Raw genomic sequence first — 12,284 nt, 5'->3', positions numbered from 1 at the left:
TTGGCGGAGTAAGGGACGCGGATTTGTCGGTTTAGTATTGGTTTGTTGGTCAAGTTAATTATTTTCTTACTAACGCTACCGTCTATTGGCGATGAACCGTTGTTGTGTGCTGTTTTTACGCTTTTTCAATATTCGTTATTGTGCAGTTCTTATTAGAATCAGTAAACTTTTTTAAAATTTCTTTTACTTGTTTTAGATTGTCAGAGCTGCCATAACTTGTTATCCATTTTCCAATTTTATCCGCTTTAAAATCTGGTATCAAAATCTTATGTCCAAATTCTCTGAATTTTTCTTGTAGTTGAAAATAATCTTGATATTCCGACAATTTCAATCCAAAAACAAAGGTTGGAATATTTGACTTTCTATAAATCTTTTGACTTTTAAATTCTTGAATTTTATCCTCTCTATAGAATTGGACTTTATCAGTTTTTGAAACTTTGACTATATCTTTATATCGATAACCTGTTTTGGGTAATGGTAAACTTTCTAAAATTGCATATCCATTTTTTACCCTACCATAAACTTGATTTTCTTCTTGATCTAAAATTATAGCTGCTAATATAACATCTGGAAATCTCCAGTAAAATTTAAATTTTAGGTAGTCGGATATGTTTTCTATGAAGTTCAAATTTCAATTAAAATAGCACACAACGGTTACGGTTATCGCAAGTTGCGGGAGTAGGGACGCGGACTTGTCGGCTTAACTATTTTCTTTCCTGGTTTCTAAAATTACACTTTTTTTGCAATACCCGTTATTTGCGATGAACCGATGTTAGCATTAGTTAAATTCTCCTAACTTACTTTTTACTATCTAACTCTTTAATTTTTTCATTTAGAACTGGTTCAACTTGTTGATATAGTGCAAGAAATTCCTTTAAAAACTCGTATGGATCTTTAGATTTTATTATTCCTTGTCCATTCATAACACTCATTATATCAGAAACACTTGTTGTTGATTCGCTTGCGGGTTTTTTAATATTTATTGTCATTTTGTGACTAATATTAGTGTGAGCAAAGGCATTTCGTATTGAACCAATATATTGCAGGTTTGAAAAAGTTTTATTGTCAATTCCAATAGCTTTCAAAATCTTTATTTTTCCTCCATAGTGCATTATTGAACTATTCAATGCATAATCCATGAATATTTGTCTGTTATCTGGATTAAAAAATCTCAATAAAATTGAATCTACTAACTCTTCTATTTTTATTGCTGTATTTATAATCCACCCTTGTGCTTCAGTCTTATTAAAATTCTTAAGACTTCTTTCTGTCATATCTTTTAACCTTACACTTTTTTCCTCATTCTCACCTTTAGACTTTTTGCTCATTTTTTAAATTTTTTATAGACGCTTATTATTGATTCAAAACGTAGATTTTTTTTACTAAAATATTTGTTCTTATATTTTCCATTTTCAACAAGGTTTACCAATTCTTTTTTATACTCTTTTTTGAAACGTTTCTTATCGATTTTATTATCGAGGTATAGCATGCAAGCTCGATCGTATTGATTAATGAAGTCTTCTAAAATGGAGTAAAATAATGTTTGATGTGAAGAGAGATCTGCAGTAGGATTATCAATTTTAAATTTTTTGAGTTCTACTGCAAAACTATCTACTCGATGTCTTGCTTGACTAATTGAATTTCTAATTTCAATTTCGGTAACACCTTGGGCAAGTTTTAAAGCTTTTTCAGCTTTTTTATCGGATTTTTGGTTAGCAAGATTATTAGATATTCTATCCCAAACACTAATAATTATTGCTAAAGTTGAAATAGAGATTGTAATGATATCAATTATGGAAAAACCATAAAAATCTGCCATTATTTCTCAGGACTAAAATCGTTAATAATATCATTAATTACATCGATAACATCTGAGTTATCACTTCTAGTTTTTTCTTCTCGAAGTTTATTCAGAACGCTAGTTCTCTCCCATGAAGGTAACTGTCTTAATTCCTTTTTTATAGTTACGGCCTCGGAATGCTTATATGAAGTGTTCTTTAATCTACTTATTATGGTTTTAGCATCCATTTTTAAAAGTTTTAGGTTAGATATCCGAAATTACAATTATTGCAAGCTAACTTTTATTGATAACCGTTATAATTATTAACACCTTATAAACTTTTTAGTTCTGATCTAAAAATTTAATTAATGCTAACGGTCTCGGTTATCGCCAGTTGGCGGAGTAGGGGACGCGGATTTGTCGGCTTAGTATTGGTTTGTTGATCAAGTTAAATATCTTCTTTCTAATGGTACCGGCTATTGGCGATGAACCGTTGTTCTATGCAGTTATAAATCACCAAATTTTCCTTTTAAATCTCGCAGTAGCTTTTCTGGATTGTAGCTAGTTCCATTTTTATAAATTGCTTCAACCTTTGTAATTGTATTTTTCTCATTAATTAGATCTCCATCTAAAATCACGAAATCTGCTCTTTTTCCAATTTCTATTGTACCGATATCTGTCCTACCTAATTTAGTAGCTCCGTTCTTGGTCATTATTTTAATTGCTTCAGGAGTAGTAAATCCAGCTTCTCTTAAAAGTAGAAAATTTCTCTGGTCTCCAAACCCTGGTAAAATATGTCGACCTGCATCTACACCTGCTGAAAGTATTCCACCTTTTTTGAAAAATTTATATTCAAAGTCCATTATACGTTTTAAACGCTTCTCTCTGGTTTTGCTATTTTCATTAGTTTCTAATGGAGTATTTAAATCTTTAAAGTTCTCTCGAAATGTTTCAGACATTATTTGAGCACTCTTTTCATCTAAAAAGCTTCTAGATGGAATACTGGCTTCATAAATGCTCAGTGTTGAAGTTAAGACTGTTTTATTTTCTATTAACTTATTCAAAAGCTTATCAACTTCGATTGACTCTAAATCTAAAGAATCTATATATTCCCTTGACCCTGAGCATTCTCCTGCTTTTTTGTTTGTTCTAAAGTCGGAAACACTATTTAATCCGTGCTCAATTGCATCTATTCCCATTTCTGAGGCTTCTTTGAATGTTATAGAGCAAAGATGTCCTGTAACTTTAGTATTGTTGATGTGAGCTTCATCGATAACTATTTCCAAGAATTCAGGCTCAATATTTCTATAAACTTTAAACCATTTAACGCCTTTTTTTGCCCAGAATTTTATAGTGTCTCGTAACTGATTTTCATTTTTAGGAATAATCATATTTTGATTTCCACCTTCTCCGGTGATATATGGTCCACTAGGAATGATATTAGGACCAATTGCTTCTCCAGTTTCAATTTTTTCAGCAATTGCTAATTCCTTATAAGGAGAAGCTGCTCCGCAAGTTTGAATTGTAGTTACACCCGCAGCTAAATATAGTTTAGTTGCAGTTTCACCTAAAAATGGAATTCCCGGAATATGAAGATGATTGTGAACTCCAACTAAACCAGGAATAATAGTTTTGTCCTTACCATCAATAATTTGAATATTCTGCAAATTTTGAAAATTGGAGTAAGCATCAATTTTCTTAAATATTCCATTTTCTATTAAAATGGATATATTTTCTTGAGTTGCGCCTCCAGTTCCATCAATTAAATTGATATTTTTTATAAGTATAGGTTTAGACACTGAATTTTGTGCGATAAAAACAGTATTAGTAAACAGAATTAGAATTAAAAATAGTTTTCTCAAATCATCAATTTTATAATTGCATAGAACGGTCTCGGTTATCGCCAGTTGGCGGAGTAGGGGACGCGGATTTGTCGGCTTAGTATTGGTTCGTTGGTCAAGTTAATTATTTTCTTTTAAATGTTACCGCTTATTGGCGATGAACCGTTGTTACCTGCTGTGGCGACAGAGTTGAGTAAGATCAATGACTAAACCATCGCTGCGATAGGGCACCTCTAAATTTCTTCTTATCGGAATTAAAAAAATTATGTTCTTAAAAATCCAATTTTCAATATGAGGGAATTTAAACAGTTCCAATTATGTTTAGGACTTTTTTGATCAGCACTTGAATTTTAAATTTGGCGGAGCCATTGCAGGTAACGGTCTCGGTTATCGCCAGTTGGCGGAGTAGGAGACGCGGATTTGTCGGCTTAGTATTGGTTTGTTGGTCAAGTTAATTGTTTTCTTTCTAACGCTGCCGCTTATTGGCGATGAACCGTTGTTGTTGCCAGTTTTTTATCTATCCCATCCATCTATTAAGTACTTTTTTTCAGTCAATTTTTTTTCTTGATTTGTTTTATCTTGTTTAAACCACAGTTCAAATCTTACTGGATAATATTCTTCAAATGTTCCTTCATCAATTACCGTGAAACCGTGATAAAGTTTAAAATTTTTGCCTGTAGTTTCAATTTTGTTATTTGTACGAGAACTTAATTTTTCAAGTGATATAGGAGAGTTTTCTGTCAATTCGAAAGCCTTAATATAAATTTCACCTTTTTCTATCGGCCGATGCCACATATAAAAATCATAGCCTGAGTATCCAGATCCAATAACTTCTATTTTTGCTGTTTCTATTTTTAATCTTTTTAATGAATCTAGTTGATGATAATCTAAATATTCTATTGGCTTCTTAAAGTTGAAATTTTTAGGATTATGACTGTATAATTCTAAATTTTCTTCATTAGAACCTAAGTCATGAAAGAACATTATTGCAATTATTATTATGAATAGAATTCCTGAAACTAATAAAATTTTTAGCAGTTTTTTCATTTAAAAAATTGGCTACAACGGTCTCGGTTATCGCCAGTTGGCGGAGTAAGGGACGCGGATTTGTCGGCTTAGTATTGGTTCGTTGGTCAAGTTAATTATTTTCTTTCTAACGCTGCCGCTTATTGGCGATGAACCGTTGTTGTGTGCTGTGTTTTAGTTTAATTTACATATTTACGTTTAAATTTCTAAAAGCAATATATCTAACCTCAATTTCTTGGATTACTCCGTCGAATTCTTTCTGAAAATTACCATCTTGATCGGAGTAAATATTTAAAGTATCATTCTTTTTTTCTCCTGATAATATCAGATATATGTCAGCATTTATCAGTGGATCTTTATTTTCTGAATCAAAAATTTTTCCTTTAATAAAGCCTGGTTCTATTTCAATTATATTCATCGAAATTTCGCCTAGTACTTCGCATCCATCTTTTCCATCAATTCCATAATCCGGTTTTCTATTCTCAATTAATCTATTTTGATTCTTATTTTCTATTGTCAAGTTTGATAAAAATTCAGGACGAGTAGATGTACAAGAAAATAGACTTGTAATAACTATAATCAAATAGAAAAAATTGAAATCAAGAGATTTATTGATTGGTTTTAAAGTATTTGATTTTCTGTTTTTCAATTTTTCTTCTTTGTTCGAATTTTGGTGAACATTGCACACAACGGTCTCGGTTATCGCCAGTTGGCGGAGTGTGGGACGCGGATTTGTCGGCTTAGTATTGGTTTGTTGGTCAAGTTAATTATTTTCTATCTAACGCTGCCGCTTATTGGCGATGAACCGTTGTTGGCTTTCGTTGCGTTAGTTCGATTTTTCTTTTTTCTGGAAATTACGAATTGAAAAAATTAGGGAGATAATAATCAATAAATTGCCTATAATATTTCCCAATATCTTTTTTTCGGGTTCTTGGAAATCTAACCGTGTTAAATTCCATATTAGTAAGATTATAGTTGCAGCTAGTATGATATAAACAAAGATTTTCATTTCAACTAAATCGTTTATTAAAAGTCATCCATTCGAACAATAAAGCAAAACCACATTTGAAATTCTGTTATATTATTTAGGATTTAATATTTAGTTTTTTGAAGTAATCCTCCAATTTGTATAAGGATTCAGCTTCTATGATATCTTTATTTATTTTTAAGTTTTTATCTGAAGTTTCAATTTTATAAATACTTACATATTTTCTAATCTTTTTAATATCATTTACATCAATAGTCTTTTTGAATATCGAATGTTTAATAAGCTTATCATTGTCTATAGTTATATATTGATTCTTTCTTTCGTAGTAAGTGGTTAAAAGGTATAAAGCTCCTAATGTGAACCATAAATAACTATATATGGAGAAGCTATCTTCATAAATTGTGAAAATTCCCATTAGGAACATTAGCACACCTAATGCTAAATAACTTGTCAATCTTTTTTTAGTGTATTTTATTTCCAAATCATAAATTTTAAAAAGTCAAGCAATGAATGCCAACGGTTACGGTTATCGCAAGTTGCGGGAGTAGGGACGCGGACTTGTCGGCTTAACCATTTTCTTTCCTGGTTTCTAAAATTACACTTTTTCTACAATACCCGTTATTTGCGATGAACCGATGTTGGCAGCAGTTAAGTTTCACTATCCCTCGGGTATTTATAAATATTCTAATTAGCTTTTGATTAAAATGTAATCAGGAAAAAAACTAATTTCGGAAATATTATTAATATTTTCCCATCGAATCACATTTTCGGGGTTTTTAAATGTTGGTTTTTTGTTTTCTAATCCAATTCTTTCTAAAGCATTATCATTATTGGTTAGATCAGAGATATTATTTATTGTTATTCTGCTCGCTTTTTCATTCTTGAAGATTATTTCTATTTTTCCATCTTTATAAAAAGCTCTTTTGCACTTCTCGTTTTCACAAGGATAGCCTTTTATAATTTCATTCTTTTCGGAATTTCCTAATACACTTGTTACTTCTTGCTCAGTTTTATTTATGATTTTTGTAATATCTAAAATGATCGTTTTTTTCTCAATGGAGTTTACTGTTTTTTCGGATTGGTCTGATTTTTCTCCACAACTTGTAAAGAAAAACTGACCTATTAATAAGACAACAATTGTAAATTTTATTCTATTCATTTTCTGTTTTTTGATTATTAAAATTTTTAAAATCTAGATCAAACTTTTTCGGATTTTGTGACCTTAAGTTTTGTAAAGTATTTGTTGTAAAATTTTTAATTTTTTGTTGACCTAGTTTTTTGCCCATTATTAACCCACAATTAACTATAATAATAAAGTAGAAATTTTCTATGTCATTTTTTTCTTTACTAATTCTGCTTCCTGGAATGTTTAATTTTAAGTAAAGAGCAATAATCTTTTGCATTAATTTTTCATCATATTTCAATTGATGTGCAATTTGATTTCTTAGCTTATTAATGTCATCAATGCTTTCTTTTAGATGATCTTTCTTTTTAAAAAGACCTAGAAACTCTGCAATTCTAATTTTACTAGAAAAATTAAAGTTTGTTTTATCAATATCGAGATTTCCTTCATTGATATCATCAATAAATTTATTTAATGAGTATTCTATAAGAATATGCCCTTTTAGAATCATTAATTCTAAATCATTTATTCCTTCTAATTCTGTTCTAAGTATACTTTCGAAATCTTTATCTTTAATTTCCTTAGTTCTCATTTTGTTTAATTGCTGCCAACGGTCTCGGTTATCGCCAGTTGGCGGAGTGCGGGACGCGGATTTGTCGGCTTAGTATTGGTTTGTTGGTCAAGTTAATTATTTTCTTACTAACGGTGCCGCTTATTGGCGATGAACCGTTGTTGTACACCGTTTTATTATTTAATTTAAATTGTAATCTGGCACTGAAATCTTTTTTACAAAGATTAGTGCATCATATGTTTCTGCATATACTTTTGGAATTAAAATTCTATGTAAAGGTTTTGGTTGATAGCCACCACCCCCAATTAGTAAATGCTTTGACTCTTCGTTGAAAAATTCTAAATCTTTGTTGAACTGAATGAAATAAATGTCTTTATCTATAGACATTAAGGTTTTTGCATAAGTTCTTTTAATTGGTTTTTCTATATCGTATGTTTTCCAGTAATTGTCATCATTTTTACTGGTGACAAATCCTTTAATTTTACCAATTCCAAAATCGAAGCCTACCGCGTAATAATTATCACCGTAATAATCTTTCAAATTACGGCCCAGGCCTGTGATACCGCTATCTGTGCTGTACATCTCTTTTTTGTTAATATGTTCGTTATGAGCCCAAATAAATACCTTCTCTTCTTTAGATAGGTTTTCTACAATATACTTTACATTTTCGAACATTTTTAGATCTCTGAACTCCGTAGATGTTGGATATTTCTCTTTAACTAAAGAAGCATATTCAGTATAACTTATTAAATAATCTAAACTTCTTAGATCATTTTTATACTCTTTACTTTTCAGGTTGGAATTAAGTATTTGGTGTTTTAGTTCATTTAATTTTGGAAGTTGAAATTGCCACCAGGCTTCTTTTTTGCTATAGTCTATTTTCTTGTTTGCGCAACTATCAACAGCTGCTAAAAGTTTTTTGTCGACTGAGATCTCATTCCTGGCAACTAACCTTCGTATCTCTTCATTAAGTTTTTCACCTTTTTGAATATCCATTCCATAAAACTTAATTTGTTCTTCCTGAGGCTTACCTTTGTTATATTCTCTCATCCATTGCAAAAGATTTGCAATTTCCATAGTACGCCAAAATCCAAGATTAAAATTTTCAGCAATAGTCTTAATATCACCTTTACCTCCGCTTATCCATTCATTTATTCCCGATTCAGCCTGGTAAGATTCTTCCATTATAAACGTTTTGACACCTTGAGTCATTACCAAATGTTTGAAAAACTTTGCTTTTAGGTTAAAAAACTCTTTTGTGTTATGGGATGCTTCTCCAAACCCATAAATCTTGGCGTTAGAAAATTTATCGGGTGTATTTTGTTTAAAGATTTTTAGTTTAGAATCAGGATTTGCATCTTCAATTTCTATAGAATTATTCGTTATCCAGTTTATAGTTTCTTTTTTCTGAGAAAATAAAAGGAGTGGTGATATCAGAATGAAAATTGAAAGTAAGTTTTTGAGCAAAATGTTTGTTTTAAAATGGTGTACAACGGTCTCGGTTATCGCCAGTTGGCGGAGTAAGGGACGCGGATTTGTCGGCTTAGTATTTTGTTGTTGGTCAAGTTAATTATTTTCTTTCTAACGCTGCCGCTTATTGGCGATGAACCGTTGTTATGTTTAGTTGCGGACTAGAATCTTTATTTTACTTTTTTGAATTATTTACCTAAGGATTCTTTTTCTTTTTTACTTATTACCATAAACTGTCCTCTCAGAAGCCAACCAATACCAATTCCAGTCAATATTCCAAAGAGGAATTGAAAATCTGATCGATCTAAATATGTAATTCCCAATATTCCAATTATTACACTAATAAGTCCGATAACTCTTATTTTAGTCATTTTTAAGCAAGTTTTTAGTCAAATTGGATAACTAAGCTACATTAAAATTAATTGAACTTAAATTATCTTTTTCAAGTCTATATCTTCTTTCCTGAATCCTTTTGATATTTATTCTAAATTATCTTCTAAAGGATTCACTTTAATTTTTACTCATTAAAATAAACTCTCCAGTCAATATCCATACTATTCCAATACCAGCTAAAATCCCAAATATAAATCCATAACCATTTGTATAATGTAGTCCTAAACCGCCAATGATTAAAAATGTAAGTCCGAGTATTCTTATTTTATTCATTTTTTGATCTTTCAATTAATATTTTCAATTTAAACTGATTTCTAAATAGAACTGAGTAAAGTCCGTTTCTACCTTCCTGGATCTTTCTGGCAATTAAATATAACGGTCTCGGTTATCGCCAGTTAGCGGAGTGCGGGACGCGGTTTTGTCGGCTTAGTATTGGTTTGTTGGTCAAGTTAATTATTTTCTTTCTAACGCTGCCGCTTATTGGCGATGAACCGTTGTTGTGCACAGTATGGCTATGATTTTATAAATTATATTTTTTAAATTTCCTTCTCAAGAAAGTAGGGCTCAAATTCGCGATTGTAGCATGGCTCATCTAATTGAAATATTCCTTTGATATAAGCTCGTTTATGAATTTCAGGGAGTAATTTAAATTTCTTTTTTCTTTCCCTTTCAGCTCGTCTAAAAGTTTCAAAATCATGTGTACCTGTTAACATCATGATGACTTCTATTTGTTCACATTGTTCAATCAGTTCTATAGTTGCAGGATCTATCCCAACATATTTGAAAGTAATTTTATGCTTGTCAGTGGGAATTTCAATTTTAAAGAAACCTTCTAAATCTGTTTCTCCAATTTTAATAGTGTCACTAATGAAGATTGGAACGCCAGGTAAAGTTTCCAAATTGTTATCTATTACCCTTCCTTCAATAGTTTTATTTTGAGAATACAGATGACATATCGAAATTAGAGATATTAAAAGTAGAGCTATTAATTTTTTCATTCCTGAATTATTTTACTTTTCGTGATAATTGTCGATTAATTACAGTTTTTTCTTTTTTCTTTAATTAAATCGGTAAAACTTAAATATTTCTTGGTGTAATTTTTACCAAGATTATTGTAATCACTGACAAAGAATTCTTGAAAAGTATAACCATCATCACTCATCTGTGCGGCACTTCCTAAAGTTCCCCATTTAAAAACTCCTAAAGTATCTCTAGGTGGTTCTTTTGGATTTTTTGAAATTGTATAATCTTCATTATAATCTCTAACGTCCATTTTCGATAATTCAATTCTATTACCTGTCTTATCTACTAAATAATATTTGTGGTCAATAAATCCTGAAGGTTTACTAAATTTTGTCAAAAGAACACCATCCTCGGGTATTCTATAAACCCTTCTGCCATTTTCATACTCTTCATCTAATCCGCATTTTTGATCATAAATAATATTTGCTCTTCCTCTAAAATCTTTAGGTATTAAAAAAGTTTCAGGTTCAGCATTTTGAATGCAACTACAGATTAAGAAAAATATTAATCCGGAAAATTTTGAATATTGCAGAATCTTTGTTTCCATATTGTGCACAACGGTCTCGGTTATCGCCAGTTGGCGGAGTGCGGGACGCGGATTTGTCGGCTTAGTATTGGTTTGTTGGTCAAGTTAATTATTTTCTTTCTAACGGTGCCGTCTATTGGCGATGAACCGTTGTTGTGCAAAGTGCATTTGTTTAGATTTAAATAATTCTAGATTAAAAATAGTAATATTGTGTTATAATTAACGTTTTAGCCTTAACCCTTAAATCTCTACTTATGTTTAAAAATAAAATTTCCAAGTCAGCTTTTATAATTCTATTTTCAACTGTACTTGCAATAAATATTGGTTGTAGTTCTGATGACGATAGTTCAACTCAAGCAGTGGAATTAACTGTTAACGGAACGGTTCTTTTTGACGATGGAGATGATTTTTTTGGTGATGTTGATGGTGATTTCACTGGTAATGGAGGAAGTGGTGAAAGAACTTTTTTATGGCAAAATTCATTGAATACAGCGGATTATAATGCAGATATTACTTCTTCTAGTAATGGAGTTTTTGTGATGGAAGTTAAGGATGCAGATGGAAATGTTGTTTTAAATAAAACTTTAAGAGGTGGTGTAGAACCTGATTCATTTTCCGGTGTAACTGAGAGTGGAACTTCTGGAATTTGGTCAGTTACTATTACTCTTTCTTCATTTAACGGCGATGGAAGTTTTTCCTTAAGCGAAGGAGATTAGTCAATTAATTGAAAACTTTTTTAAAAGCTTATTAGTCAATTTTCTAATTACCTAGATCATTCCTTGCATTTTGCACAACGGTTTCGGTTATCGCCAGTTGGCGGAGTAAGGGACGCGGATTTGTCGGCTTAGTATTGGTTTGTTGGTCAAGTTAATTATTTTCTTTTTAATGCTACCGCTTATTGGCGATGAACCGTTGTTGGCACTCGTTATGCTAGATTAAATATTGTTCTTTAGCCTTATTTATAATTTCTCCCATTTTACTATGATCAATTACAACAAAAACTGATGATGACCCGAAACTTGAATATCCAAAATTTCTCTCTGTAGGGAAGATTATTAAATTTTTATTTATGATAGCAAAATATAGAGGTGGAGCGATAAATAAAATTCTACCAACTCTATTTACGTCTTTCCAATTTATGTCTTTTTGTTCTCCTTTTTCTTCATAAATAATTCGGCTGTGATTTACTTTTACAGTTTTTATTCTATCGAAAAGGAATATGTTTAAACCAATTAGCAATAATCCTGCTCCGCTAAAAATTATAAGATTTTTCCAGTCAGTTATATGGTCAGGATTGTAAAATTTTAAGATACTTAAACAGAGTAATAATATTCCGATAGTCAGAATTATATATCTCCAGAATAGGGCTTGCATTTTATTACTTTTTATCAATTGTATTTCTCTTTTAATGAGTGCCAACGGTCTCGGTTATCGCCAGTTGGCGGAGTAGGGGACGCGGATTTGTCGGCTTAGTATTGGTTTGTTGGTCTAGTTAATTTCTTACTAACGGTGCCGCCTATTGGCGATGAACCGTTGTTGTAAA

Annotated in this window: 17 protein-coding genes; 1 reads left to right on the top strand and 16 read right to left on the bottom strand. The window is 31.1% G+C overall.

The window, feature by feature from the left end; translation table 11 throughout:
* Positions 1-115: 115 nt before the first annotated feature.
* The 15 genes from ML462_RS15390 to ML462_RS15320 all read right to left on the bottom strand — a co-directional run bounded on the left by ML462_RS15390 (position 116) and on the right by ML462_RS15320 (position 10,762).
* Positions 116-628, bottom strand: coding sequence for a hypothetical protein (locus ML462_RS15390; RefSeq protein WP_240714725.1), 513 nt, complete (start codon positions 626-628; stop codon positions 116-118).
* Positions 629-797: 169 nt separating this feature from the next.
* Complete coding sequence (locus ML462_RS15385) at positions 798-1,328, bottom strand: hypothetical protein (RefSeq protein ID WP_240714724.1); 531 nt, start codon at positions 1,326-1,328, stop codon at positions 798-800.
* On the bottom strand, positions 1,325-1,819 hold the full coding sequence (locus ML462_RS15380) for a hypothetical protein (protein WP_240714723.1): 495 nt from the start codon (positions 1,817-1,819) through the stop codon (positions 1,325-1,327). The genes ML462_RS15385 and ML462_RS15380 overlap by 4 nt, the downstream gene beginning before the upstream one ends.
* Positions 1,819-2,028, bottom strand: coding sequence for a hypothetical protein (locus ML462_RS15375; RefSeq protein ID WP_240714722.1), 210 nt, complete (start codon positions 2,026-2,028; stop codon positions 1,819-1,821). Before ML462_RS15375 ends, ML462_RS15380 begins: the two co-directional genes overlap by 1 nt.
* Before the next feature lie 258 nt (positions 2,029-2,286).
* A complete protein-coding gene (locus tag ML462_RS15370) occupies positions 2,287-3,642 on the bottom strand; it encodes an amidohydrolase family protein (RefSeq protein ID WP_240714721.1) in 1,356 nt (451 codons plus the stop codon).
* Between the two features lie 492 nt (positions 3,643-4,134).
* Positions 4,135-4,668 carry a hypothetical protein gene (locus ML462_RS15365; RefSeq protein ID WP_240714720.1) on the bottom strand — a complete coding sequence of 178 codons (534 nt, stop codon included), beginning with the start codon at positions 4,666-4,668 and terminating at the stop codon, positions 4,135-4,137.
* 163 nt (positions 4,669-4,831) lie between these two features.
* Positions 4,832-5,296 carry a carboxypeptidase-like regulatory domain-containing protein gene (locus tag ML462_RS15360; RefSeq protein WP_240714719.1) on the bottom strand — a complete coding sequence of 155 codons (465 nt, stop codon included), beginning with the start codon at positions 5,294-5,296 and terminating at the stop codon, positions 4,832-4,834.
* A gap of 436 nt (positions 5,297-5,732) precedes the next feature.
* On the bottom strand, positions 5,733-6,116 hold the full coding sequence (locus tag ML462_RS15355; RefSeq protein ID WP_240714718.1) for a hypothetical protein: 384 nt from the start codon (positions 6,114-6,116) through the stop codon (positions 5,733-5,735).
* 207 nt (positions 6,117-6,323) lie between these two features.
* Positions 6,324-6,794, bottom strand: a complete 471-nt coding sequence (locus ML462_RS15350) for a hypothetical protein (RefSeq protein WP_240714717.1) — start codon at positions 6,792-6,794, stop codon at positions 6,324-6,326.
* Entirely contained in the window at positions 6,787-7,350 is a 564-nt protein-coding gene (locus tag ML462_RS15345; protein WP_240714716.1) for a hypothetical protein, read from the bottom strand. Before ML462_RS15345 ends, ML462_RS15350 begins: the two co-directional genes overlap by 8 nt.
* A gap of 159 nt (positions 7,351-7,509) precedes the next feature.
* A complete protein-coding gene (locus ML462_RS15340; protein ID WP_341481595.1) occupies positions 7,510-8,694 on the bottom strand; it encodes an erythromycin esterase family protein in 1,185 nt (394 codons plus the stop codon).
* A 293-nt stretch (positions 8,695-8,987) separates the two neighbouring features.
* Positions 8,988-9,170 (bottom strand): hypothetical protein, encoded by a 183-nt coding sequence (locus ML462_RS15335; RefSeq protein WP_240714714.1) that lies wholly within the window; start codon positions 9,168-9,170, stop codon positions 8,988-8,990.
* Positions 9,171-9,309: 139 nt separating this feature from the next.
* Complete coding sequence (locus ML462_RS15330; protein ID WP_240714713.1) at positions 9,310-9,465, bottom strand: hypothetical protein; 156 nt, start codon at positions 9,463-9,465, stop codon at positions 9,310-9,312.
* A 263-nt stretch (positions 9,466-9,728) separates the two neighbouring features.
* Complete coding sequence (locus ML462_RS15325; RefSeq protein ID WP_240714712.1) at positions 9,729-10,190, bottom strand: carboxypeptidase-like regulatory domain-containing protein; 462 nt, start codon at positions 10,188-10,190, stop codon at positions 9,729-9,731.
* A gap of 35 nt (positions 10,191-10,225) precedes the next feature.
* The gene (locus ML462_RS15320) at positions 10,226-10,762 is read right to left on the bottom strand and encodes a DUF6843 domain-containing protein (protein WP_240714711.1); all 537 of its coding nucleotides are present in this window, start codon (positions 10,760-10,762) and stop codon (positions 10,226-10,228) included.
* Between the two features lie 233 nt (positions 10,763-10,995).
* Here ML462_RS15320 and ML462_RS15315 point away from each other — a divergent pair, with 233 nt between their 5' ends.
* Positions 10,996-11,457 (top strand): hypothetical protein, encoded by a 462-nt coding sequence (locus ML462_RS15315; RefSeq protein ID WP_240714710.1) that lies wholly within the window; start codon positions 10,996-10,998, stop codon positions 11,455-11,457.
* Positions 11,458-11,671: 214 nt separating this feature from the next.
* On the opposite strand, the gene ML462_RS15310 is transcribed toward ML462_RS15315, so the two are convergent.
* Positions 11,672-12,115 carry a hypothetical protein gene (locus ML462_RS15310; RefSeq protein ID WP_240714709.1) on the bottom strand — a complete coding sequence of 148 codons (444 nt, stop codon included), beginning with the start codon at positions 12,113-12,115 and terminating at the stop codon, positions 11,672-11,674.
* Between the last annotated feature and the right edge of the window lie 169 nt (positions 12,116-12,284).

The organism is Christiangramia lutea (genome assembly GCF_022489035.1).
GTDB classification, from domain to species: domain Bacteria; phylum Bacteroidota; class Bacteroidia; order Flavobacteriales; family Flavobacteriaceae; genus Christiangramia; species Christiangramia lutea.
Note: the sequence above shows the minus strand (reverse complement) of the source record. Positions and strands in the feature narration are given on the sequence as shown.